We start from the raw sequence: 21,541 nt of genomic DNA on the forward strand, positions 1-21,541 counted from the left end.
GGCCTTGGCCCGAAAGGTGAACTAAAGCAAATGGTTGTGCTGCGTTGGCCGCGCAGCCAAGCATTTTGAGCGGGATATGAGGGTGATGCAATGTCACCGTAACCAACTACGGTGACCTCGCTCGGGGCGCAATGGAAGGATTAAGTCGGGGACGCTTTCCCAACTTTTTCGCAATCGACGCCCCAATTGAAGGGATAGCGTCGTCAAAGTATCTATGTATTGCGTGGACATTCTTTACTCGAAGCCACGCGTTTGTCTTAGTCGAGCTGACCTGAAGTCCCATAAATGCAATGCCAGTTTTGGGCGTCCAGATTTTGGGAGCCTTGCTGGCAACACGGAATACAGGGCCGCCGCTTACTCCACCGACGAAAGGTGCGTCGACAGGTTTGTTGCCGTTGTAAGAGTCTGCTGCTGTCTTGTCGTAGTCCAAGATAACGTCGTACCGCGCGTCGTATTTTTTAACCCCTGTCGGCGCAGTCGAAAGTCGTTGAGTCGTTAGGCTCATGAATGACGCGCCGATCATTTCGCCTGTCTTTCGCTCTCGTATCTTGGGAAATCCTGCGACGAAATAGAGAGAGTCGCGATCTGGGAGATCGAAGTGTTCGATGTCTATGAATTGCCACGTTAGCTTCAACTTTCGAACGAAAGCATCATCCAGGAGTTCAATTGCGATGATGTCGCCTGAGGTTGCCCTATTGCCGTGGGTGATGTGCACAAATTTTCGACCTAGCTTTCTGGGCTCAATGGTCGCTAGGTCAATTGGACCGACAAGGCCATCGTAAGGAAATTCAGTGTGAGTCTTCTTGTCGTAGTCATCGAATAGATGTCGGGCGGTAAGGAGAAAGTGGCGGTCGCCATGTCGAAAAAGCACACCACTGCCCAGGGTCTCTAGGCGATCGCCGTTTGTCCAGACGACGGGGTAGGTTACCGCCGCTAAGAACATGTCAATTGCTTTCCGTCCTTGATCTTGGACTTCACTCCCTATGGACATTGCGGCCCGCTCTTTACGAATACAACCAAAAGATGTCGACGAGGCGTACCGCCCAAATCGTGCAATATCAAGCCTAATTGCGGTGACGGTGCACTCAATTGGGCTGTCCGCTAAGCGTGGACTGAACCCGCAGAGCCGGCCGGGTGGGCGATGGCGAATAAATTGAATGCACTGGACTGCACCCCTGAAGTGAGACACGATAATTACAGTGACAGTGGGGTTGTCACGATGCGCTACCGCGCGTTGTTTTGCGCGAAGGCGGTTTCGAACTCAAGGGGCGACTGGTATCCGAGCGCCGAGTGCAGGCGCTCTTTGTTGTAGACCTCCGCGATGAAGCTGTTGATGTGGCGGCGGGCATCGCCCAGATCGGCAAAGGCCTTACCGTTGATCTGTTCAGCCTTGAGCGTTTTCATGAAGCTTTCAGCCTTGGCGTTGTCGAAGGGATTGCCCGGCCTGCTCATGCTGATGGTGATGTCGCGATCGGCAAGCCGCTGGCGATAGGCGATGGAGGCGTATTGCACGCCGCGGTCGGAGTGATGGATCAGACTGCCGGGGGCCGGTCCCCGAGCCGCGATGGCCTTCTCCAGCGCGGCAATGGCAAGCGAGGCATCGAGCGTGTCCTCGAAAGCCCAGCCAACAGCCTTGCGCGAGAACGCGTCGAGAATGACGGCGAGATAGGCGAAGGATTTAGCCAGATGCACATAGGTGATGTCCGCGACCCAAATCTGGTCGGGTGCGGACGGCACCAAGCCACGGACCAGATTCGGGACGACGAGAAAGCCCGATGGCCGCTCCGCGGGCGGCTTCAGGAACGGCGTCTTGCGCTGTGCCAGCAGGTTATCTTCACGCATAAGTCGCTGAACTTTCTTGGCGTTTACGACCATGCCTTGGCGCCGAAGGGTGGCGGTCACCCGCCGATAGCCGTAGAAGACGTGCTTGAGGCAAATGCGTTGGATCACGTCGCGCAGCTCGCATTCGGCCGTCTCGCGGCTGCGTTTGGCCTGGTAGCGATAATACGTCGCGCGCGGCAGACCCGCGAGATGACACAGGCGCTGCACATCGGCATGAGCATCGATCGTCTTCGATGTCATGGTTTTGATGACTTCGATGATGCGGGTGCGAGTTTGCCTTGCGCTGCCGGCCGCTCCAATGCGCGCAAGGCTTGCCGAAAAAAATCGAGGTCCATCTGCTGGCGGCCCACCAGCCGTTCGAGTTCGGCAATGCGGGCTTTGGCAAGCGCGAGGGCGGAGCGCTTGTCGTCGTACGTCGCTAGCGGCTTGAGCTTGCGGGGGCCAGGTTTGGGTCCGGGCTTCCGGTTCAAACCGTCCGGCCCAGCGGCGTTCCAGGCTTTGATCCAGTCATGGAGAATCTTGCGGGAGATTCCAAGCTCGCGGGCCACAGGGAGGACGCCTTCGCCTCGCTCAACCCGCTTGATTGCCTTCAACTTGTAAGCCGTCGGAAACTGACGCTTCTTTCCTCGTCCTGCCACAGGTCATCCTCGAAATGCCTGTCACTGTAATTATCGTGTCTCACTTCAGGGGTGCAGTCCAACACTGTCACCGTAGTGCGAAGATCCATATCTCGCTCACACCGTACGGACGTTCAGCCGCCGGCGCTGTCCATCATGTAGCTTCGAAAATGCAGATCAAGCGCGACAGAGCCCGCAGCACCGAGCAGGACGAGGATACTCGCATATATCAGTGGCTTCCTCACATCTGCACGGAATGACCATACGCCGAGGCCAAGGAATCCGATCCCGAAGGCGAGGCTGAACCAGGTCAGGCAGATGGCCAATTGCTGCTCGGCGCGATCCAGCTGAGACATGAATCCGTCGGGAAATCCCAGCCACGTGACGAACACCGATAGGCGAGCCGAACCCGCGAACATCAGGACTGCGAGTGCGAACGGATAGACATTCTTGCATGCCATGAATTGTCTCGGTTGGGCCGTCTGACTATCATGCCGGTCGCACGGCATGCAAACCATGCGGTAAGTCATTAGCCACATCATACACATGCGGCTCGATAAGATTTATAACCGGGCAGGGCAAGGTCGGATGAGCGAGTGCGCCGGCCGTGCCCTCCGCGGCACGCAAGCGCAGTTGAACCCCGCCAGAGGCGGGGGCGACTAAACGCCATGGCCGCTTTCCTTGCAGAATTCCTGTTCGATCTCGCCAGAAGCCTCGTCGGCAGCTGGCTGAGACAGGCTGCATTGGCCATTTGTGCGTGGCTCGACACGAAGATTCACGGCCGCGCTGCACGCTTTGTCGTGGGCGGTCTGCTCGGGATCGCCGCCTATTTCCTCATTCCTGTTATCGCCGGGCTGCTGGGTCTTTGATGCCCTCCGTGAAGACAAACTTCTGCATCGCATTGGCCATCGGGGCGTTCGTCTCATTGGTGCTCCTCGCCATCGAGCCGCTGACCGATTTCGCTTATCTTTCGCTGGAATGGCCTGGCATCACCGTAGCGTATTTCTTCTGGGGAGCGGTAGGAGGCTCCTCCTTCCTCGGCATCGCCATTTCCTGGCTCGTGAATGCGCTCGTCTACGGTCTGGGTGCTTTCGTCATTCTCAGCGCTGTAAAGGTGCTGAGGGAGGCATGAAGAGCTGGCTTCAGAGGTTAGGCAAGGTTGCGAGGGTTGCTGCGATTTGCGGCACCGTCGCGTGGCTCGTGCTTTTGACAAGCTCTCCGCAAGCGCCCGATGCCGCACATCCCGAGCGTTACGCGCACCGGCACGACGTCCGGTATGTGAGCGAGGGGACAGAACTGGCTCTGCGAATCTTGCTCGGCGCGTCGTTCACTCTGGTCCTGGTGGCATTCGGATGCCACTTCGCGACCAGCGACATGCGAGAGTGAAAATAGCCGGTGGATTCCGGTGGCATCATTCAGGATGATGCTTCAGCGCCTTGATCCGTCCTTGCCGCGCCCGGCCTCTTCGGACTCGTCCACGAGCGTCAAGGCCGCGCCGTCGTAGCTCAGCCTCAAGCCGCGGCCGACGATCCAGATCCATCCCTCGCGGGTATCCTTCGCCGGCTGGGCGTTGAACTGGTCGGAGATCGATTTGACGGCGGCGTCTTGCGGCCCGGGATTGTTCAGCGCCGCATGGACGCGCCAGATCGGATGCCTGGCGTCGACGTCGTCGCTGTCGATCGTGACCTTGGCGCCATCGACTGCGCATTCGAGGGTGAAGGTGTCGCGAAGCTGGCGGCAGCGGTAGCGGCGTTGCGTGATGACTTTGTTGGTCTCCTCCAATGTCATCCCGGGCGAGAAGCCGAGGATGTCGGACTTCTTCACATTGGCCAGCGATGCGGGCTTCAAAAACCCCGGCTGGATCGCCACGAGGGCGGCAATGGCCACAACGATCAAGCCGGCGATAACAATGGCAATCTTCATCAGCCCTCGCGAGAAACATCCGACCATACAACAGCCGGAGCATCCTACCAGCGTGGCGTCATCATTCCTGGTTGGTTGTGTTGGCCAACGGGAATAAGAAAGCCACTTTCCTGAATGAGGACGTTCGGTCGGACGGACATTCTCCGGCAGGTTTTCCGAAACCGCCTTTCACACGCGTCCACGCTGATGTATGTTCCATAGCGAGCCGCCAACGAGGTGTGCCGAAACCTCGTCAGTACCTGGCGGCGTTTATGCCCACGGCGGGCGGTGTACTCCATTTATTTCAGATCCCACCGTCGCGACGATCAGCATCGTCGCGATGCGCGTCTTCATTTCAGAACGGAGCAAGCAACATGCATTTCTGTCTCACAGGGCAATACACGCCGCGCGCTCTCAATGCCATTCTGGAAAATCCCACGACCAATCGCCAGGAAGCGGCGAGAAAGCTGGTCGAGGCGGCCGGCGGAAAGCTGGTCTCGATGTACAGCGTCGCGGTCGACGGACCCGGCGTTCTCGTGATCTTCGACGTGCCTGATCCCAGTGCGGCGCCTGCCATCTCCGGCCTCACCGTCACGGCGGGCACCTTGCAAAACGTGAAACTGATGCGCCTGTACACGCAGGACGAGATCAAGCAGGTGCGGCAGAACGCGGCCAAGCTGCGCTCGTCCTATAGCCCACCCGGCAGCTGATCGTTCGAACTGTTTTCCGCACAATGCGAGGCCGCGGACCGCCGCTTTGAGCGGCGGTCTCGCGAACTCATGCTCAGGCTACGCGGCGATCCGTTGCGCGACGGGCGTCGTCAGGTACTTGAGCGCTTTCGCATGCTCGAGATCGGGAACCGCGATGGCCGTGTGGCTGTAGATCGCATGGGTCCGCGATGTCGCGATCCTGTCCAGGATCTCCTTGCCCTTGATGACGTGCAGGCCCATTCCTTCCGCGGACGGGAAGATCGCCAGCACTACGTCATAAGCCGCGATCACGGCTCTCAGCGCCTCGGCCTTGTCCTCGGCGACATCGACAAAAACGCGAACATCGGCTGCGAGTTCACGCAGCTCGTCAAAATTCAGCACTGTGGGGATACTCCAACGCAACGATACCTAATGAAGCTTGGATGCGTTAGGTTACTGAAGTCTCAACAACATGCCTCTCATCACAAGTTTAACGGTGAGGTGACTCCTTCGGTCTGGAGAACGCCGTCGAGCTCGTGGCCGCCGTCGGCCTGAGCTTCGTCGCGATCGGTGTTGCGGCCTGGTGGTTCGGTTGGGGACTCCCTGAAGGCCATCACATTGCGCGCCGCGACGGCGATGGTGCCGGACGCATCTTCGCGATGTCGCGGCTGATATAGCGCGTCAGCTCTCGATCGACGGGTGGCAGGCGGCAGCAAAAAGTGACGGGATTCACGTGAAACTGCGGCTTGCGTTTTCGGCCTCGATGGGTTCTAAGCCCCGTGACTTCCTGACCGCCGGCATGACCACGAAGCGCGCTGCGCGGTTTTGTCATGTGCCCGGCAAGTGACCTCACAGCTCACACCCACCCAATTCAGAAGGATTCCAGACATGGCGAAGATGACCAAGACTCAATTGATCGACGCGATTGCCGAGGGCACGCAGCTCTCGAAGAACGACGTGAAGTCGGTCATCGAGTACATGGCCACCGTCGGCTACAAGGAGCTCAACGAGTCCGGTGAGTTCGTTATTCCCGGTTTCGTGAAGATGTCGGTCGTGAACAAGCCGGCGACCGAAGCGCGGATGGGCATCAATCCCTTCACCAAGGAGCCGATGCAGTTTGCGGCCAAGCCGGCGAGCAAGTCGGTCAAGGCCTCGCCGCTGAAGGTGGCCAAGGACGCCGTCTGATCCGGCGCTCACGCGCCGCCTTGCGTGCCGGACGAAACGACACGCGGGACGGCGCGATCATCCCTCGCGAAAAGCGAAAACCCCGCCTGGGGGAAGCGGGGCTTTCTAATGGGGGAAGCCTGGGGGAAGCTTCAATAGTTAGACGCGCGGGCCTGCCAAAGGTTCACGGTCTGACGAAGAGATCATGCTCGGCGAACGCGATCGCGAGCAGTCCCGCGAGCGCGAGGATCACCCACAGCACCTGAAGCTCGCAGAAGCAGCTTCACGTCGCCTTCATGCAATTCGACGTGGGACGGAAAGCCGCGTTTCGAGACGCTTCGTTTCGGCCGGCGGTTTTAAAAAGAAAAACCCCGCGCGATGCGCGCGGGGTTTTCCAAACTGACGGCGATGGGATTTCAGCGCCTGGCCGTCAGTCATAGCTCTAACTTAAGGTTGAAAATCCAAAATGCAACAGCGCCGCGGCGACGGAATATGCTCGTCCACGCGGCGCTGCTATGTGACTGGGCGCTGAAATCCCCAGCCTTCATGAGTCTGCGCAGCGCCCGGAAGGTTCAAGACGATTTGCGCGGAAATCTCGCGGAGGGGCTGGACTTCGTGTTCTCTTTTTGTTCTAGTTAGGTCACCTTGGAGGTGACTCATGACCGTCGAAAAGCAGCGCGAAGTGATCCGGCTCTGGAACGAACTCAGGAAGGTCGAAGGCCCCGCCGCGGAAGAGCTCCGCATCCAGATCCTCGAATGCTTTTCCGAGAAGGGCAAAGGCAAGCGGGCGGCGTGACGTACGTTCGGCCGGGATCGACGACATCAGGCAGGCGCGGTCCCGTTCTGGCGGCGCGCACTTGATCTGATATCGCCGAGGGGGCGGTGCGTTGAGTTTTTGATCGCAGGCCGGTCATCGCGGGTTGCGTTGGCGCGTGGCGCTGTGTGTCCGTGTGCTCGCCGCCGCTCGCGTAGGAACCATCATCCTGCATCAGCGTTCGCGCACCATGATATGCCCGCGATGCGCCAGGCCGATGACGGCGAGCTCGGCCAACAGCTTTCGATGCGAACCCTGCCGCGAGATCGTCATCGTGTTTGCGGTCGTCTCGACATTCGTGCCGCCGAAGATGTCTGCCACTGACGCAGCGGCGCAGTGCGACTTCATCGATCGTTAGGAAACGCTGCGCGCTGATTTTCTCGATTCCGATTCGTTCTGCGAGAACGAAATGGAGTCGGATGCGGAACAAGTCGCGACTGACTTGAATCCCGATGCGGAGCCAAGCCGGCCGTGGGTACTGTGTGTCTCTGCGAACTCGATCGGCTCGCGGTGACCGGCGATTCGCGCGCGTGCTCCACACCTCTTGTTAACAGTTGCTCCGCGCCGATTTCTTCGATTCCGATTCGTTCTTCGAGAACGAAATGGAGTCGAAGCTGGAACAAAGCTGGACGGCGAATGCAATTGGCCTTCGGTCGCGGCCTGAACAAAGCTGTGCAGGGCAACGGGCGCGCTGCGCGAACGCCTAACGAAAGCTTTCGCGCAAGCCGATAACCCTATTCGGTTAGGTTAAAAGCCCAATCGCGTTGCGATTGCTGCTGCTTGGAGTAGGTGTTCCTGCAAGGACAAGAACGACTTTGCCAAGAAGCAGCTTTTGACATGACGCCTTTTTCAGAACCGTCCTTTTATCAAGGCGATCGGCACACCTACCGGCGGGTCGCCATCGTCGGCTCGCTGTTCTGCCTCGCTTTCGTGGTGATCAGCTTCTCGCTGCGACCGCAAGACGACGACGTCCGCGTCGCGGTCAAGGCCGATAGGCTGGTGCGCACGGCGGGCCAGGCGCCACGCGCCAATTAACGCTCGCAATTAACGCTTGTCGGTGTGGATCGGGTCGGTCGCCGACGCATCGCGGGACGAAGCGCCGCGAGTTGCAAGCGCCACGAACCCGGCGAAGCCGGACAGGTTGAGCAGAACTTCGAGCCAGGCGGGCATATCGGCCCTCGCATTTCGTCAGGACAACCTCAACGTGCGCGACGGACGCTTGTTCCGCGCGGGCAAAAAAATCCGGCTAGAGCCGGGAGGAGGGGTCGAGCCGCCGGCCGAGAGCCGCGACGGATTCGGATGAGGGCTGCTCCTTGAGGAACTCGGCGATGGCCCGCGCGAGTTCGCCGTCGCTCATCGGCGTCGGCGGCTGGCGCAGCGTGCCGACACCGAAATTGCGCACGATCTTCTCAAAGTGCTGATCATCGGATTTGGGAACGAGCCTGCGGATGCGGGCCAGCAAAGCGGATATGGGCAATCCTTCCTCCTCGGCATCCGCCCCCGCTGGCAGCCATTATCGTCTGCTGCCGTTTGCTCCCGTGTTGCTTCCCTTGGAACTGAAAACCCCGCCAGCATCGCGGAGGATACTGACGGGGCTTCCGTGCTTTTGCCTCTACCGGATAGCGGAGGCTCTGCACTTGCAGACTTAATGCCCGCGAGGAGATTTCGTTCCGCCTGCATCGGTATTTTTTGACAGCCCCCGGTTCCGCCTGCGCGCAACCATCGCAGGCGGCCCGCGTTGTGCTTCCTGTTGCGAAGGAGGAGATCATGAAGAAGACACTGGCAGTTCTCGCCACCGTCGCAGCCGTCGGCGTGACCGCGGTCGCGGCGCCTGCGCCCGCCGAGGCTCGCGGACGCGGCATCGGCCCGGGCCTCGCATTCGGCCTTGCCGCCGGCGCGATCACCGCGGGCGCGGTCGCCGCATCGCATCCGTACGGCTATTATGGTCCGGGCTACGGCTACTATGACGGGCCGGCCTATTATTACGGACCGGGCCCATACGCCTATGACGGCGGACCGTACTACCGGCGCCACTACTACTATCGCCACTGGTAACGGTCCAACAATGCGAAAAGCCCGGAGCGATGCTCCGGGCTTTTTTCATGCGCATCGATCAGGTGTGTTTTACGGCCAGAGCGAGGGCCGTTCCACCTTGCGGGCATTCTCGAGCGTCGACACGAAATACTCTTCGCGTTCGCGCTTGAACTTCTCCTGGGTGGCACGGAAGGCGGCGACACGGGCGGCAATCTCTTCGCGTTCGCGGATCTTGCGTTGTTCGTCTTCGGTCATGTCCATCCCCTCTGTTCGCAATTGGACTTCATCTATGGGACTCCGTCTAAATGTGTACTCAAGCGCTGCCGCCGCATCGCTCGCTGAGTCGCATCAACATATGCATTGGCGCTTCTGATTGGGGCGTCAATGGGGAAGAGGGATTGCAGGATTGTGATAAGCGACGGTCGGAAAAAATTGCCGAGCACGCTTCTGTGCGCATGAGGGTCGTGCGTTCGTTCGCGGTGGACAAGAGCGTCAACAATCTTGTCGCTTGGGTGCGACGCAGCTAGCCCAAAGGCAAATCGCAAGAGCAGATCAGTCGCGACGGCGGCCTGACGCGCGCTGAATTCTGCTGCAGGGCAGGGGCGCGCCTTGCGAGAGGACGGCAACATCCGGCGCGGGCATGCTATAGAGCCATGCCCGAAAGTCAGGATGGCTGGCCCATGATTGCATCAGATCTTCGCAGCGGCGTCGAACGTCTCGGCGATATGATCGCCGAGGCCAGGACCATCGTGCCGTTCACCGGCGCCGGCATCTCGACCGAATGCGGTATCCCCGACTTCCGCTCGCCGGGCGGACTTTGGACGCGCTACCGCCCGATCGAGTTCGGCGAATTTGTCGCAAGCCAGGACGCGCGCGACGAAGCCTGGCGCCGCCGCTTCGCGATGGAGGAGGTTTTTGCGGCGGCCAGGCCCGGCCGCGGTCATCGCGCGCTGGCATCGCTCTACCGCGCCGGCAAGGTTCCCGCGGTCATCACCCAGAACATCGACAATCTGCACCAGGCCTCGGGCTTCGCCAGCGAGCACGTGATTGAACTGCACGGAAATACCACTTATGCGCGCTGCATCGGATGTGGGCAGTCCTATCAACTCGACTGGGTGAAGCGACGATTCGACGAGGACGACGCCGCACCCAACTGTATCGTGTGTGATGAGCCGGTGAAGACGGCCACGATCTCGTTCGGCCAGATGATGCCCGAGGATGAAATGCAGCGCGCAACCGAGCTGTCGCAGCATTGCGACCTCTTCATCGCGATCGGTTCCTCGCTCGTCGTATGGCCGGCGGCCGGCTTCCCGATGATGGCGAAGAACTCCGGTGCACGTTTGGTGATCATCAATCGCGAGCCGACCGAGCAGGACGACATCGCCGATCTCGTCATCCGCCACGACATCGGCGAAACCCTCGGGCCCTTCGTCGGCAATTGAGGCGTTAGTTTGATTCGCGGCTGTGCAAGCTGTTCATAGGTTCCGGCGAATCTCTTTTTTGTCTATGCGTCGCAACCGGGAGTGTTATCTTTTGAGTCGGAAGATTCGCGTCGCGTCGAGTTGAGAACATTCTCTTAAGACGCGTGATTCGAGCGCCGCCAATGTGGCGGGTTGCATGGCAGTGTGGGGTCCGGGGTTATGGGGTCGTCGGACGGATTTGAGTCGAAGAAGCTTGGAGTTCCCGGACAGGGCACGTCGCCGGGGCGGTTGACGCCGGGCGAGCATGGCGGCGCCGGCCGCGACAGCGCACTCAGTCCGTTCACGGGACTGGGCGAGGCAAGCGCCAATCTCGTCGAGGTGACCGGCGTCATCAAATGGTTCGACGCCTCCAAAGGCTACGGCTTCATCGTTCCGGACAATGGCTGGCCCGACGTCCTCCTGCACGTTACCGTGCTTAGGCGCGACGGCTTCCAGACCGCCTATGAGGGCGCACGCATCGTCGTGGAGTGCATCCAGCGCGCCAAGGGCTACCAGGCATTCCGCGTGGTCTCGATGGACGAGTCGACCGCGATCCATCCGGCGCAGATGCTGCCGCCGCGCACCCACGTCACGGTCACGCCGACCAGCGGGCTGGAGCGGGCCCAGGTCAAATGGTTCAACCGGCTGCGCGGCTTCGGCTTCCTGACCTGCGGCGAGGGCACGCCCGACATCTTCGTGCACATGGAGACGCTGCGCCGCTTCGGCATGACCGAATTGCGCCCCGGCCAATATGTGCTGGTCCGCTTCGGGCCCGGCTCCAAGGGCATGATGGCGGCCGAGATCCATCCCGAGACCGGATCGCCGGGGTTGCAGTCGCACTAGCTTCGCCTGACAACCAATTCCCGCAATCGTGAGCAGAGGCGCGCCGGCTGACCGGCGCGCCTCTGGCTTTTCCGGCGGTCGCCGCGTAGGACTGTTCCGTTCCCACGCCTCGAGTGCCATCCCCCATGCGTTCTGCCATGAATTTCGATCGACGGCCGTTCCGGTTGCTGGCCTGGAGCTGGCTTGCCGCCATCCTCCTCATCGCCGGCTTTGCCGTCGCGAGTGCGCCCGTCGGCGCAGCGAGCTTCCAGCCGCTCGAGATCGTCACGAAGAACGGTGTGCAGGTGTTCTCGGTGGAGATGGCGACGACCGAGGAGGAGAAGCAGACCGGCCTGATGTACCGCAAGGAGCTGGCCGACGGCAAAGGCATGCTGTTCGACTTCAATCCCGAGCAGGAAGTCTCGATGTGGATGAAGAACACCTATGTCTCGCTCGACATGATCTTCATCCGCGCCGACGGCCGCATCCTGCGGATTGCGGAAAACACCGAGCCGCTGTCGACCAAGATCATCTCGTCGCGAGGCCCCGCCCGGGCGGTTCTGGAGGTGGTGGCGGGAACGGCGCAGAAATACGGCATCCGCCCCGGCGACCGGGTCGGCCACCCGCTGTTCGGCAGCAAATAGGGTCGCCCAAGAGGGGCGTTGCCAGCCTTGCTGGCGCCGGTTTGTAAGCTTGCTGGCGCCCTGGGAAGCGTGTATCGACGGGGCTCGCCGGACATTCGGGGTATAGCGCAGCCTGGTAGCGCGGCAGTTTTGGGTACTGCAGGTCGTTGGTTCGAATCCAGCTGCCCCGACCAGTCCCGGCGTTGATGCCTCAAAGTTGAGGGCCTTGCGGCCCGCTAGCGCCCCATCAGAACAGCAGCCAATCGGCGAGGCGCCAGGCGATCCAGGCGAGGGCGCAGATCCAGCCCAGCATGACGATCCCCGCGACGCCGAGGCCACAGAGCGCGAACAGTGAGCTTCCGCTCTCCGGTGCCTCGGAGAGTTTCTCGGTCGTATCGATCTGGCTCACTGCGCCCCCTTGCCTTGCGGCCTTCTCTTTATTGGTCTCTGCTCGGTCGAAGAAATTCACCGGCCGCGCTCCAGCTCACACGGACGTGAGGCGAGATGATGATCCCTGCATGAGGGCCCGCGCTGACTGCGGACGCCCGCGGATGTCCCGGATAGGTGGGAACCAGCTGCAACGCGCGGCGTGGCGTTTGGTTGCTGCGGTCGGTGCCGGAAAATGCCTGCCGCGCCGAATTTTTTACGCCTCCAGCGCCTGCTTCGCCCGCCCGGCGCGTTGAAGCGGAGAGGCAGTTACGCAACCGGCGTTGCGCCCGAGGCTCCCACGGACGAGGCTTTCATGTCGATCAGTGCGATTGCATCAACCAGCGCGGCGGCGGCGACGACCCCGTCGACGGCCACGGCGTCATCTTCCGCGGCATCTTCGACATCAGCGGCTTCGTCGACTTCAGCCACGTCATCGACGTCGGCGACATCGTCGTCGCAATCGGCGGGCGGAAGCTCGGAATCTGGAGGCAGTGGCGGCTCGGCCAAGACCATCGTCAGCGAGGTCTCGATCACCATCGATGGGGTCACCACCACCACGATCACCTATTCCGACGGCACGACGGAGGTCGAGACGTCCGCGAGCGCGCAAGCTGGTCAAAGCGGTCAGGCCGGACAGACCTACAACGCGCAAGGCGCGGTCAGTGGCAATGCCCAGAACGGATCCGGCAGCACGTCCAGCGCAGGTGCCAGCGCTGCGGTCTAGTCGAGGTTGATCGCCGGCCTATGGTGTCCTGAAACGCTCGCACCAGGCATGCCCGAAGCCGGCTAAAGCCTTGGCGCTCATTGTCCCCATCGCACGACTTCCGCGCGATTTTTCAAGGTATTGGCGAGGGCCACGGGGCGCAGAATTGCCAAAGATTCATCGAACCTTTGGCTTGTCGCCACAGACATATCGGTGTTGGGGATTTCAGCGCCCAATGGCCTAAACGGACGCCGCCAAGCGATGATATTCCGCTTGCGCGGCGTTGCGCTTTTCGGACCCAAGGCAATCAGCTCGACGCGTGCCAGCCGGGCGGAAACGGCACGAACGGCCAGATCATCTGGTTGTCGTTGGCGGGCTTGGGCGGCTCCTGAACCGAAGTCCGGAGCAATGGGGCAGGCGGCACCGGTCGCACCGCCAGGCGCAAACATACACACTGCAAGTTCATTGCGATCGCCCCAGTCAGTAAAGTCATTTTTCAAATGCAATGTCAGTTCAAAATCACCGCGCGTCCAAAACGGCACGCTCATCTCAAATCGCGCATGCATTCTAGAAAAGCCGGCCTCGGCTTTCAACCGGTCCGGCCATCCGTTCGCCGCAGGTAAGGTTGATCGGTTAGGTTAAGGGCGAGCGGTTGTTGCGGCCGCCTCAAGGGGCGTTATCAGATCAGTCCCGGCTCGCGATGGGCTGCCTGAAATCCGTGCTCACACAAGATCACAGTTCGTCGCGGCGCGCGTATCCTGTGAGTTCTGCGTCATGTCTTTCGATCGCAACGTCAAAACCGTCAGTACGCAGTCGAGCTGGACCGAAATCTGGCACCTCTGGACCGTGATCGTGCCACGCCGCTCGATCAACGGGCAGCTCGTTTACGGCAAGGTCTGGCGGCGGCACGACGGCCGCGACTGGATCTACAAGAAATTCACCGAGTTCGACGGCGAAGAGGCGGCGTAACGGCCGCCTCTCTCAGGCCGCCTTGGCCTCTGCCGCCGGCTTGGCCGGTGGCGGCTTCAGCGGCTTGTCCTGCTTCTTCGACCACGAGATGTAATAGGCCACGGTCGTCATGATCGCGATGCCGGCGATGCTGACGAAGAGCTGCGCGAACAGCGAGCCCGAGCTCATCGATAGTTCGAAATGGCCGACGAAGGACAAGAACACGCCGACGCAGAACACCGCGAGCGACTGCTGGCCGCACACGATCAGCGGGTCGAACACCTTCCATTCCAGGCCCGGCCAGTCCTTCGGCACGAAGCGGATCACCAGGATCACGATCACGACGAAATGCAGGAAGCGGTAGGGCGCGAGGTTGGTCTTGTCGTTCGGGTTGAAGGCCGAGAACAGCCATTCCGGGATCATGCCGCCGAGGGTGGGGAAGCGGCCGGCCATGGTCATGATCAGCGCGAACAGCATATAACCGAGACAAAGCCACAGCGTGATGGGCGAATTGATCAGCGTCATCGAGCGCCGAGCGCCGCCCATCGCGCACCAGGCGCCGAACACGAACAGCACCTGCCAGCAATAGGGGTTGAAGTACCACTGGCCGGCCGGATAGGCCGTCAGGTTCCAGCCGAACTGGCGCGCGGCGAGCCACAGCACGATCGACAGCGCCATCGTCACGTCGGGCTTGCGCAGCATGAACCACAGCACCGGCGGAAACAGCCCCATCAGCACGATGTAGAGCGGCAGCACGTCGAGATTGAGCGGCTTGAAGCGCAGGAACAGGCCCTGGCGCAGCGTCTCGGTGGCGTTGTCGACGAGGCCGGCGACGTTGAACTCGTTGATCATCTCGGAATCGCCGAAGCGCAGCGCCAGATAGCTGATCGAGGCGATGTAGATCACGAACAGGATGATGTGGGCGACGTAGAGCTGCCAGACCCGCTTGGTGAGCCTGGTCGCGCCGACGATGAAACCGCGGTCCAGCATCATTCGCGCATAGACGAAGGAGGCGGTGTAGCCGGAGATGAAGACGAACAGGTCGGCGGCGTCGGAAAAGCCGTAATTGCGCGTGGTGATCCAGTTCACCACGTTGTCGGGGATATGGTCGAGGAAGATCGCCCAGTTCGCGACGCCGCGAAACAGGTCGAGCCGGAGGTCGCGGCCTTTTTCGGGGAGCGTGGCGTTGATGTTCAGGAAGGCCATGCGACGGGAGCTCTCGAAGGGGGCGGACAGGCTGAGGTCGGGGAGGCAGTGCCGCCGGGCGGGATCCCGGCGCGGAAGGCGGGTACGCAATTGTCACGGTGCAGCATAATGACTATACCGTCGCAGAGGTTACCGGGGGCCGGAATCACCAATCAGTTCCCAATCGGTGTCTCTATACTATCCCTGAGGTTTCCACCAACTGCCACCCTGACGCATCGAAATCGAACGAAAAGACGCAAGAGGCCCGGACCACCCATGACCGCACGCATTTTCAAGCCCGCCAAGAACGCGATGCAATCCGGCCGGTCCAAAACGAAGGAATGGCAGCTGGACTACGAGCCGGAGCAGCCGCGCGCGGTCGAGCCGCTGATGGGCTGGACCTCGTCGGGCGACATGAAGCAGCAGATCACGCTGCGCTTCGCCAGCAAGGAAGAGGCGGTCGCCTATTGCGAGCGCAAGGGCATCGCCTACCAAGTCATCGAGCCCCAGGATTCGATCCGCCGGCCGGTCGCCTATGCCGACAATTTCTCGTTCCGCCGCGGCGAGCCCTGGACGCATTAAGGGCCATTCTCATCTGGGATGCCGTCGTGCCCGGGCCTGTCGTTTTGGGGCGGCATGGATGGCCGCGGGAGGTTGTCGGACGAGCTCGGCCTTCATGGTTCGAGACGCCCGCTTTTGGCGGGCTCCTCACCATGAGGGTTTGATACCTCGCCGCGAAGCGTGACCTCATCCTGAGGGCCCGCCGGAGGCGGGCGTCTCGAAGGATGCGCCGCAGGCAAGCATCCCGCCACGCTTTTCCAGCCTCGGGGAAGCCTAAGGTGGTTGGCACCAATCTCGCCGCGTGCTTCGCTGCCTCGCGTAACACGACCAAGACGAGGGTGGGGTATGGCGGGGCGTGACCAGCTCGACGGCGTCGATCTGAAAATACTGTCCGAGCTGCAGCAGGACGGGCGGGTTCGCAACAACGAGCTGGCGCTGCGCGTCGGCGTCTCCGCGCCGAACTGCCTGCGGCGGCTGAAATCGCTGTTCAGCCGCGGCGTGATCCGGGCGGTGCGCGCCGTGATCGACGAGCGGTTGCTCGGCTATGAGGTGGTGTCGTTCGTCTCGATCCAGCTCGGCAGCCAGGCCCAGCCGGTGCTGGAGGCATTCGAGAGCTCGATCGCGGCGATCCCGCGTATCCAGCAGTGCTGGCGGATTTCGGGCGACACCGACTATCTGCTGAAATGCGTCGCGCCGAGCGTCGAGAGTATGCGCCAGCAGCTGCTGCATTTCGCCGCGATGCCTGACGTGAAGAACGTCCGCAGCTTTCCGGTGCTCGGGGTCGCCAAGGACGTGCCGCTGCCGTTGCAGGAGGTCGCGGCGGTACCGGCGAGTTAGGGTACTGCGTCGCCGGTGTGAGGCTCACAGAGACCCGAAGGAGCTGAAATCATGTACGTCGCGGGCTTCGTCATTCCTGTTCCGGAGGACAAGATGGAGGCCTATCGCCGATGGGCCGGGAACGGTGCGGCGCTGTTCAGGGAATATGGCTGTCTGGAGATCGTCGAATCCTGGGAGGACAACGTGCCTCACGGCAAGCACACGGACTTTCACCGTGCCGTGAATGCGATTGAAGGCGAGAAGATCGTCTTTACCTGGCAGGTCTGGCCCGACAAGGCGACCCTCGAGGCGGCCGAAGCGAGAATGCGTGACGACAAGTGTTTTGAGGCTGCGGGGACATTCCGTTCGATCCGAAGCGTTTGATCCTCGGATGCTTCAATCCGATTCACGTCATGGGGCGCTAAGACCCGGTAGGGGCGAAGTCATGGGATTAAAACAGCTGAGTAACTCACCTAACTGTGACATGTGATTTGCGAAGTCCTGCAATGCGCTGAATCGTGATTGTCGGGTTCAGTGCGCCACCTAGATGCAAGGTGTGAACCTCAGCCTGCCTCGCATGCCGAGGATTCTTTTGTGGGACCCTGAAGCAGGAAAAGACAACATGACATCGATCTCGAAGACGATCGCGGCTTCCGCTGCGACGCTGTTTGCGTCTGCATTTCTGGTTCTGACCGCGCCGGCTGCGCAGGCAGAAGACTACTGCATCACCAACGGCGCCCAGGCCGCTCACGGCTGTGGTTATCCGACCATGGAGGCCTGCCGTCAGGCGGCCGGCGGTATCGGCGGCATGTGCTCGCAGAGCGGCGGCGCCAAGACCACCAACGACGCGCTCGCTTTCCAGCCGAAGCAGGCGAAGCAGCCCAAGGTTCGCTCGGGCGCGCAAAACTAACGCCTGACATCGAGACCTGATCCAGCACATTGCGGCCTCCGAGAGCGATCTCGGGGGCCGTCTATTTATGACGAGCAGGTGACGGTGCGCCTCAACGATACCGGCCGCGAAATTCGCGCGGGCTCGTACCCGTCCAGGTCCGAAAGGCCCGCGAAAAGCTCTTCTCGTTGCGGAAGCCGGCGAGTTCCGCGATCCGCTTGATCGGCGTGCGGCCGCGCATCAGCTCCTGTTTTGCCAGTTCGAACTTTGCTTCTTCCTTGAGGTCGCGCAGCGAGGTGGACTCCTCGCGCAGACGCCGATGCATGGTGCGGGTGGAGAGCGCGAGCTCGCTCGCGACATCCTCGGCGCGGAGGCTGCGTCCGCGCGCATTGCGCAGCACGCGGCGGACGCGCTCGACCAGCAGGCGGTCGCGCCGGTAGGGCAGCACGGTCAGCCTGAGCGCGCCCTTGAGCATATTGTCGAGGTCGGCGGCGCTGCGGGTCAGCGGCAGCGAAAGATAGTGCTTGTCGAAGACGATGCGGGCATGGGCCGCGTCGAAGCGGACGTTTCTGCAAAAGATGGTCGGATAGACCGAGACGTGGCCTGGCTCCGGGTGGGGGAATTCGGCGGCGCGGAGCGCGATCCTGGAATCCACCGCCCAGCAGGAGAAGCCGAGCACGTAGCGGAGCAGCGTGACAAGGCAGAATTCGCGCAAAGCCCCGAGGTCGCGCTGCTCCCGGATCGACACGACCGCAGTCTCCTCGCCGACGGCGAGATCGAGCAGCACGTCCTCGGTGAGCAGGCGGTGATGCCGGCACCAGCGCTTGAGCGCGACCTGAAGCGTCGGCGCGGTGATCGAGGCGCGGCACAGCATGCCATAGGTGCCCCATGGCAGCCGGCGCGAGAACCAGCCGAGCGCCTCGTCGTCGAGCTCGCGCATGGCATGGCCCGCCAAAGCCTCAAACTGGGCGGCCGTGACCCGCCCGTCCGGAGAACTGATAATGTCCAGCGCTACCTGGCCCCGGCTGAGGGCCTCCGTCGGATCGCGGCCGTATCGCTCGTATGCGGCCACCACGCCGCGGACGAAGGCGGCAGGGGTCACGGCGCGACGCGGGATCGCGGTTGCGGCTTGAAAAGGCATGGAAAAATCCTCGCCAAGTTTGGCGGAAAATGCAACCTTTTCGACCGCAAGAGGGCCCGGTCCCCGCTAGGTTCGGTCCCAAATTACGGAGGAATCGCCTTGAACATCCCGAGCATCGATTTCGATCTGGGCGAAGACATCGGCATGCTGCGCGACACGCTCCGCGCCTTCGTGGAGGCGGAGATCACCCCGCGCGCTGCCGAGATCGAGAAAGCCAATCTGTTCCCGGCGGACCTGTGGAAGCGCCTTGGCGACCTCGGTCTGCTCGGCATGACCGCCCCGGAGCAATATGGCGGCTCCAACATGGGCTATCTCGCCCATATCGTCGCCATGGAGGAGATCTCGCGGGGCTCGGCGGCCGTGGGCCTGTCCTACGGCGCCCATTCCAACCTCTGCGTCAACCAGATCCGCCGCAACGGCAACGACGCGCAGCGCCAGCGCTACCTGCCCAAGCTGATCTCCGGCGAGCATGTCGGCGCGCTCGCGATGTCCGAGCCCGGCGCCGGCTCCGACGTGGTCTCGATGAAGCTGCGCGCCGACAAGCGCGGCGACCGCTACGTGCTCAACGGCTCCAAGATGTGGATCACCAATGGCGGCGATGCCGACGTGCTGGTGGTCTACGCCAAGACCGATCCGGAGGCCGGCCCGCGCGGCATGACCGCCTTCCTGATCGAAAAGGGTTTCAAGGGCTTCACCCACGGCCAGCATCTCGACAAGCTCGGCATGCGCGGCTCCAACACCTATCCGCTGTTCTTCGACGAGTGCGAAGTGCCGGAGGAAAACGTGATGGGGAAGGTGGGCGAGGGGGTCAGGGTGCTGATGTCCGGCCTCGACTATGAGCGCGCGGTGCTCTCTGGCGGGCCGCTCGGGATCATGGCGGCCTGCATGGACGCTGTTGTGCCCTACATGCACGAACGCAAGCAGTTCGGTCAGCCGATCGGCGACTTCCAGCTGATGCAGGGCAAGCTGGCCGACATGTATGCGACCTGGCAGGCGACGCGCGCCTATGTCTACGCGGTCGGGCGCGCCTGCGACCGCGGCGACCACGCCCGCAGCCTGCGCAAGGATGCTGCCGCCGCGATCCTCTATTCCGCGGAGAAGGCGACGTGGATGGCGGGCGAGGCGATCCAGGCGCTTGGCGGGGTCGGCTATACATCCGAATTCCCGGTCGGCCGTCTCTGGCGCGATGCAAAACTCTACGAGATCGGCGCCGGTACATCCGAGGTGCGCCGCATGCTGATCGGCCGCGAGCTGATGGCCGAGACGGCTTAAATCCTTCACCTCATTGGAATCAACATGCCGCTCCATTCCAGCATCGATCCTTCTTCGTCGGATTTTGCGCGCAATTCCGAGGCCATGCGCGGCCTCGTCGCGGACTTGCGCGAAAAGCTCAGCCAGGTCGCCGGCGGCGGTGGTGAGGCCTCGCGCAACCGCCACACCGCGCGCGGCAAGATGCTGGCACGCGAGCGCGTCGACCTCCTGGTCGATCCCGGGACCTCGTTCCTGGAGTTGTCGCCGCTCGCGGCCTACGGCCTCTATGGCGGCGACGTGCATTCGGCGAGCGTCGTCACCGGGGTGGGGCGCATCTCGGGGCGCGAATGCGTGATTGTCGCCAATGACGCCACCATCAAGGGCGGCACCTATTATCCGATGACCGTGAAGAAGCATCTGCGGGCGCAGGACATCGCGCGGCAGAACAACCTTCCCTGCGTCTACATGGTGGATTCCGGCGGCGCCTTCCTGCCGCTGCAGGACGAGATCTTTCCGGACGAGCGGCATTTCGGCCGCATCTTCTACAACCAGGCGCAGATGTCGTCAGCTGGCATCCCGCAGATCGCGATCGTGATGGGCTCCTGCACCGCCGGCGGCGCCTATGTGCCGGCGATGTCGGACGAGAGCATCATCGTGCGCAACCAGGGCACCATCTTCCTCGGCGGTCCGCCGCTGGTGAAGGCTGCGACCGGCGAGGTAGTGAGCGCCGAGGAGCTCGGCGGCGCCGACGTGCATTCGCGGCAGTCGGGCGTCACCGACCACTACGCCCAGAACGATGCGCATGCGATCGGCATCGCCCGGCGCATCGTCGGCACGCTGAAACCGTCGGCGCGGCCGAACCTCAACATGCATCCGCCGCGCGATCCGCTGTTTGCCGCGGAGGAGATCTACGGCGTGGTGCCCGTCGATGGCCGAAAGCCGTTCGACGTGCGCGACATCATCGCCCGCGTCGTCGACGGCTCCGAGTTCGACGAGTTCAAGAAACTCTACGGCACGACGCTGGTGTGCGGCTTCGCCCATATCTGGGGCTATCCGGTCGGCATCATCGCCAACAACGGCATTCTGTTCAGCGAAAGCTCGCTGAAGGGCGCGCATTTCATCGAGCTGTGCTGCCAGCGCGGCATTCCCCTGGTGTTCCTGCAGAACATCACCGGCTTCATGGTCGGCAAGAAATACGAGGCCGGCGGCATCGCGCGCGACGGCGCCAAGCTGGTGACGGCGGTGGCAACGGCCTCGGTGCCGAAATTCACCGTCGTGATCGGCGGCTCCTACGGCGCCGGCAATTACGGCATGTGCGGCCGCGCCTACGCGCCGCGCTTCCTCTGGATGTGGCCGAACGCGCGCATCTCGGTGATGGGCGGCGAGCAGGCTTCGATGGTGCTGAGCCAGGTCCGCCGAGACAATATCGAGGCCAAGGGCGATAGCTGGTCGAAGGAGGAGGAAGACAAGTTCCGCGAGCCCATCCGCGCGCAATATGAGAGCCAGGGGCATCCCTATTACGCGACCGCGCGTCTCTGGGACGACGGCGTGATCGACCCCGCCGACACGCGCCTCGTGCTCGGCCTCGGCCTCTCGGCGGCGTCGAATGCGCCGATCGAGCCGACGAAATTCGGCCTGTTCAGGATGTGAT

Annotated in this window: 33 protein-coding genes and 1 tRNA gene; 19 read left to right on the forward strand and 15 right to left on the reverse strand. The window is 62.1% G+C overall.

The window, feature by feature from the left end; all coding sequences use genetic code 11:
- Window positions 1-106: 106 nt before the first annotated feature.
- The 4 genes from JQ592_RS29725 to JQ592_RS29740 form a co-directional block, all read right to left on the reverse strand.
- Window positions 107-991 carry a trypsin-like peptidase domain-containing protein gene (locus JQ592_RS29725; RefSeq protein ID WP_211406327.1) on the reverse strand — a complete coding sequence of 295 codons (885 nt, stop codon included), beginning with the start codon at window positions 989-991 and terminating at the stop codon, window positions 107-109.
- A 233-nt stretch (window positions 992-1,224) separates the two neighbouring features.
- Window positions 1,225-2,082, reverse strand: coding sequence for an IS3 family transposase (locus tag JQ592_RS29730; RefSeq protein WP_211406328.1), 858 nt, complete (start codon window positions 2,080-2,082; stop codon window positions 1,225-1,227).
- Window positions 2,079-2,480, reverse strand: coding sequence for a helix-turn-helix domain-containing protein (locus JQ592_RS29735; protein WP_211406329.1), 402 nt, complete (start codon window positions 2,478-2,480; stop codon window positions 2,079-2,081). The genes JQ592_RS29730 and JQ592_RS29735 overlap by 4 nt, the downstream gene beginning before the upstream one ends.
- Before the next feature lie 113 nt (window positions 2,481-2,593).
- Window positions 2,594-2,920, reverse strand: a complete 327-nt coding sequence (locus JQ592_RS29740) for a hypothetical protein (protein WP_211406330.1) — start codon at window positions 2,918-2,920, stop codon at window positions 2,594-2,596.
- Between the two features lie 207 nt (window positions 2,921-3,127).
- On the opposite strand from JQ592_RS29740, the gene JQ592_RS29745 reads away from it, so the two are divergent.
- Window positions 3,128-3,328: a hypothetical protein gene (locus JQ592_RS29745; RefSeq protein ID WP_211406331.1), complete on the forward strand. Its 201-nt coding sequence runs from the start codon at window positions 3,128-3,130 to the stop codon at window positions 3,326-3,328.
- A complete protein-coding gene (locus tag JQ592_RS29750; RefSeq protein ID WP_211406332.1) occupies window positions 3,328-3,591 on the forward strand; it encodes a hypothetical protein in 264 nt (87 codons plus the stop codon). Before JQ592_RS29745 ends, JQ592_RS29750 begins: the two co-directional genes overlap by 1 nt.
- A 296-nt stretch (window positions 3,592-3,887) precedes the next feature.
- Here the strand turns inward: JQ592_RS29750 and JQ592_RS29755 are convergent, their stop codons facing one another.
- Entirely contained in the window at window positions 3,888-4,382 is a 495-nt protein-coding gene (locus JQ592_RS29755; RefSeq protein WP_211406333.1) for a hypothetical protein, read from the reverse strand.
- Window positions 4,383-4,735: 353 nt separating this feature from the next.
- Between JQ592_RS29755 and JQ592_RS29760 the strand changes: the two genes are divergently transcribed.
- Complete coding sequence (locus tag JQ592_RS29760) at window positions 4,736-5,071, forward strand: GYD domain-containing protein (protein WP_211406334.1); 336 nt, start codon at window positions 4,736-4,738, stop codon at window positions 5,069-5,071.
- Window positions 5,072-5,149: 78 nt separating this feature from the next.
- Here the strand turns inward: JQ592_RS29760 and JQ592_RS29765 are convergent, their stop codons facing one another.
- Window positions 5,150-5,452 (reverse strand): hypothetical protein, encoded by a 303-nt coding sequence (locus JQ592_RS29765; RefSeq protein ID WP_211406335.1) that lies wholly within the window; start codon window positions 5,450-5,452, stop codon window positions 5,150-5,152.
- Between the two features lie 134 nt (window positions 5,453-5,586).
- Here JQ592_RS29765 and JQ592_RS29770 point away from each other — a divergent pair, with 134 nt between their 5' ends.
- From JQ592_RS29770 to JQ592_RS29780, 3 genes are all read left to right on the forward strand, one after another.
- Window positions 5,587-5,727 (forward strand): hypothetical protein, encoded by a 141-nt coding sequence (locus JQ592_RS29770; RefSeq protein WP_211406336.1) that lies wholly within the window; start codon window positions 5,587-5,589, stop codon window positions 5,725-5,727.
- Between the two features lie 211 nt (window positions 5,728-5,938).
- Window positions 5,939-6,235 (forward strand): HU family DNA-binding protein, encoded by a 297-nt coding sequence (locus JQ592_RS29775; protein WP_008558895.1) that lies wholly within the window; start codon window positions 5,939-5,941, stop codon window positions 6,233-6,235.
- 637 nt (window positions 6,236-6,872) lie between these two features.
- Window positions 6,873-7,010: a hypothetical protein gene (locus JQ592_RS29780; protein ID WP_167336508.1), complete on the forward strand. Its 138-nt coding sequence runs from the start codon at window positions 6,873-6,875 to the stop codon at window positions 7,008-7,010.
- A 192-nt stretch (window positions 7,011-7,202) separates the two neighbouring features.
- On the opposite strand, the gene JQ592_RS29785 is transcribed toward JQ592_RS29780, so the two are convergent.
- A complete protein-coding gene (locus tag JQ592_RS29785) occupies window positions 7,203-7,349 on the reverse strand; it encodes a hypothetical protein (RefSeq protein ID WP_211406337.1) in 147 nt (48 codons plus the stop codon).
- A 516-nt stretch (window positions 7,350-7,865) separates the two neighbouring features.
- Between JQ592_RS29785 and JQ592_RS29790 the strand changes: the two genes are divergently transcribed.
- Window positions 7,866-8,063 (forward strand): hypothetical protein, encoded by a 198-nt coding sequence (locus JQ592_RS29790; protein WP_211406338.1) that lies wholly within the window; start codon window positions 7,866-7,868, stop codon window positions 8,061-8,063.
- Window positions 8,064-8,072: 9 nt separating this feature from the next.
- On the opposite strand, the gene JQ592_RS38640 is transcribed toward JQ592_RS29790, so the two are convergent.
- Window positions 8,073-8,198, reverse strand: a complete 126-nt coding sequence (locus tag JQ592_RS38640) for a hypothetical protein (protein WP_283816198.1) — start codon at window positions 8,196-8,198, stop codon at window positions 8,073-8,075.
- Window positions 8,199-8,274: 76 nt separating this feature from the next.
- Complete coding sequence (locus JQ592_RS29795; RefSeq protein WP_211406339.1) at window positions 8,275-8,505, reverse strand: hypothetical protein; 231 nt, start codon at window positions 8,503-8,505, stop codon at window positions 8,275-8,277.
- Window positions 8,506-8,795: 290 nt separating this feature from the next.
- On the opposite strand from JQ592_RS29795, the gene JQ592_RS29800 reads away from it, so the two are divergent.
- Window positions 8,796-9,083 carry a hypothetical protein gene (locus JQ592_RS29800; protein ID WP_211406340.1) on the forward strand — a complete coding sequence of 96 codons (288 nt, stop codon included), beginning with the start codon at window positions 8,796-8,798 and terminating at the stop codon, window positions 9,081-9,083.
- A 69-nt stretch (window positions 9,084-9,152) separates the two neighbouring features.
- Here the strand turns inward: JQ592_RS29800 and JQ592_RS29805 are convergent, their stop codons facing one another.
- Window positions 9,153-9,317 (reverse strand): hypothetical protein, encoded by a 165-nt coding sequence (locus JQ592_RS29805; RefSeq protein ID WP_164933808.1) that lies wholly within the window; start codon window positions 9,315-9,317, stop codon window positions 9,153-9,155.
- 425 nt (window positions 9,318-9,742) lie between these two features.
- Here JQ592_RS29805 and JQ592_RS29810 point away from each other — a divergent pair, with 425 nt between their 5' ends.
- The 4 genes from JQ592_RS29810 to JQ592_RS29825 all read left to right on the forward strand — a co-directional run bounded on the left by JQ592_RS29810 (window position 9,743) and on the right by JQ592_RS29825 (window position 12,161).
- Entirely contained in the window at window positions 9,743-10,504 is a 762-nt protein-coding gene (locus JQ592_RS29810) for an SIR2 family NAD-dependent protein deacylase (RefSeq protein WP_211406341.1), read from the forward strand.
- Window positions 10,505-10,702: 198 nt separating this feature from the next.
- The gene (locus JQ592_RS29815; RefSeq protein WP_183239308.1) at window positions 10,703-11,365 is read left to right on the forward strand and encodes a cold-shock protein; all 663 of its coding nucleotides are present in this window, start codon (window positions 10,703-10,705) and stop codon (window positions 11,363-11,365) included.
- A 137-nt stretch (window positions 11,366-11,502) separates the two neighbouring features.
- Complete coding sequence (locus tag JQ592_RS29820) at window positions 11,503-11,988, forward strand: DUF192 domain-containing protein (RefSeq protein WP_211406342.1); 486 nt, start codon at window positions 11,503-11,505, stop codon at window positions 11,986-11,988.
- A gap of 96 nt (window positions 11,989-12,084) precedes the next feature.
- Window positions 12,085-12,161: transfer RNA gene (locus JQ592_RS29825), tRNA-Pro, on the forward strand.
- A 53-nt stretch (window positions 12,162-12,214) separates the two neighbouring features.
- Here the strand turns inward: JQ592_RS29825 and JQ592_RS29830 are convergent.
- The 3 genes from JQ592_RS29830 to JQ592_RS29840 form a co-directional block, all read right to left on the reverse strand.
- Window positions 12,215-12,436, reverse strand: a complete 222-nt coding sequence (locus JQ592_RS29830; RefSeq protein ID WP_211406343.1) for an RNA-binding protein — start codon at window positions 12,434-12,436, stop codon at window positions 12,215-12,217.
- Window positions 12,437-12,663: 227 nt separating this feature from the next.
- A complete protein-coding gene (locus JQ592_RS29835; RefSeq protein ID WP_211406344.1) occupies window positions 12,664-12,933 on the reverse strand; it encodes a hypothetical protein in 270 nt (89 codons plus the stop codon).
- Between the two features lie 264 nt (window positions 12,934-13,197).
- The gene (locus JQ592_RS29840; protein WP_211406345.1) at window positions 13,198-13,647 is read right to left on the reverse strand and encodes a hypothetical protein; all 450 of its coding nucleotides are present in this window, start codon (window positions 13,645-13,647) and stop codon (window positions 13,198-13,200) included.
- Between the two features lie 226 nt (window positions 13,648-13,873).
- Here JQ592_RS29840 and JQ592_RS29845 point away from each other — a divergent pair, with 226 nt between their 5' ends.
- The gene (locus tag JQ592_RS29845) at window positions 13,874-14,068 is read left to right on the forward strand and encodes a hypothetical protein (RefSeq protein WP_211406346.1); all 195 of its coding nucleotides are present in this window, start codon (window positions 13,874-13,876) and stop codon (window positions 14,066-14,068) included.
- 12 nt (window positions 14,069-14,080) lie between these two features.
- Here JQ592_RS29845 and JQ592_RS29850 read toward each other — a convergent pair whose 3' ends face one another.
- Entirely contained in the window at window positions 14,081-15,253 is a 1,173-nt protein-coding gene (locus tag JQ592_RS29850; protein ID WP_211406347.1) for an OpgC domain-containing protein, read from the reverse strand.
- Window positions 15,254-15,508: 255 nt separating this feature from the next.
- Here JQ592_RS29850 and JQ592_RS29855 point away from each other — a divergent pair, with 255 nt between their 5' ends.
- The 4 genes from JQ592_RS29855 (at window position 15,509) to JQ592_RS29870 (ending at window position 17,519) form a co-directional block, all read left to right on the forward strand.
- Entirely contained in the window at window positions 15,509-15,814 is a 306-nt protein-coding gene (locus tag JQ592_RS29855; RefSeq protein ID WP_211406348.1) for an ETC complex I subunit, read from the forward strand.
- 324 nt (window positions 15,815-16,138) lie between these two features.
- A complete protein-coding gene (locus JQ592_RS29860) occupies window positions 16,139-16,630 on the forward strand; it encodes an Lrp/AsnC family transcriptional regulator (protein ID WP_211406349.1) in 492 nt (163 codons plus the stop codon).
- Window positions 16,631-16,723: 93 nt separating this feature from the next.
- Entirely contained in the window at window positions 16,724-16,993 is a 270-nt protein-coding gene (locus JQ592_RS29865) for a DUF1428 domain-containing protein (protein ID WP_246820755.1), read from the forward strand.
- Between the two features lie 238 nt (window positions 16,994-17,231).
- The gene (locus JQ592_RS29870; protein ID WP_211406350.1) at window positions 17,232-17,519 is read left to right on the forward strand and encodes a DUF3551 domain-containing protein; all 288 of its coding nucleotides are present in this window, start codon (window positions 17,232-17,234) and stop codon (window positions 17,517-17,519) included.
- Window positions 17,520-17,610: 91 nt separating this feature from the next.
- Here the strand turns inward: JQ592_RS29870 and JQ592_RS29875 are convergent, their stop codons facing one another.
- Window positions 17,611-18,639 (reverse strand): AraC family transcriptional regulator, encoded by a 1,029-nt coding sequence (locus JQ592_RS29875; RefSeq protein WP_211406351.1) that lies wholly within the window; start codon window positions 18,637-18,639, stop codon window positions 17,611-17,613.
- Between the two features lie 99 nt (window positions 18,640-18,738).
- Between JQ592_RS29875 and JQ592_RS29880 the strand changes: the two genes are divergently transcribed.
- Both JQ592_RS29880 and JQ592_RS29885 read left to right on the forward strand, forming a co-directional pair.
- Window positions 18,739-19,911: an isovaleryl-CoA dehydrogenase gene (locus JQ592_RS29880; RefSeq protein ID WP_211406352.1), complete on the forward strand. Its 1,173-nt coding sequence runs from the start codon at window positions 18,739-18,741 to the stop codon at window positions 19,909-19,911.
- Between the two features lie 24 nt (window positions 19,912-19,935).
- Complete coding sequence (locus JQ592_RS29885) at window positions 19,936-21,540, forward strand: carboxyl transferase domain-containing protein (RefSeq protein ID WP_211406353.1); 1,605 nt, start codon at window positions 19,936-19,938, stop codon at window positions 21,538-21,540.
- The last annotated feature ends 1 nt before the right edge of the window (window position 21,541 follow it).

Source organism: Bradyrhizobium iriomotense (genome assembly GCF_018129405.1).
Classification (GTDB): domain Bacteria; phylum Pseudomonadota; class Alphaproteobacteria; order Rhizobiales; family Xanthobacteraceae; genus Bradyrhizobium; species Bradyrhizobium iriomotense_B.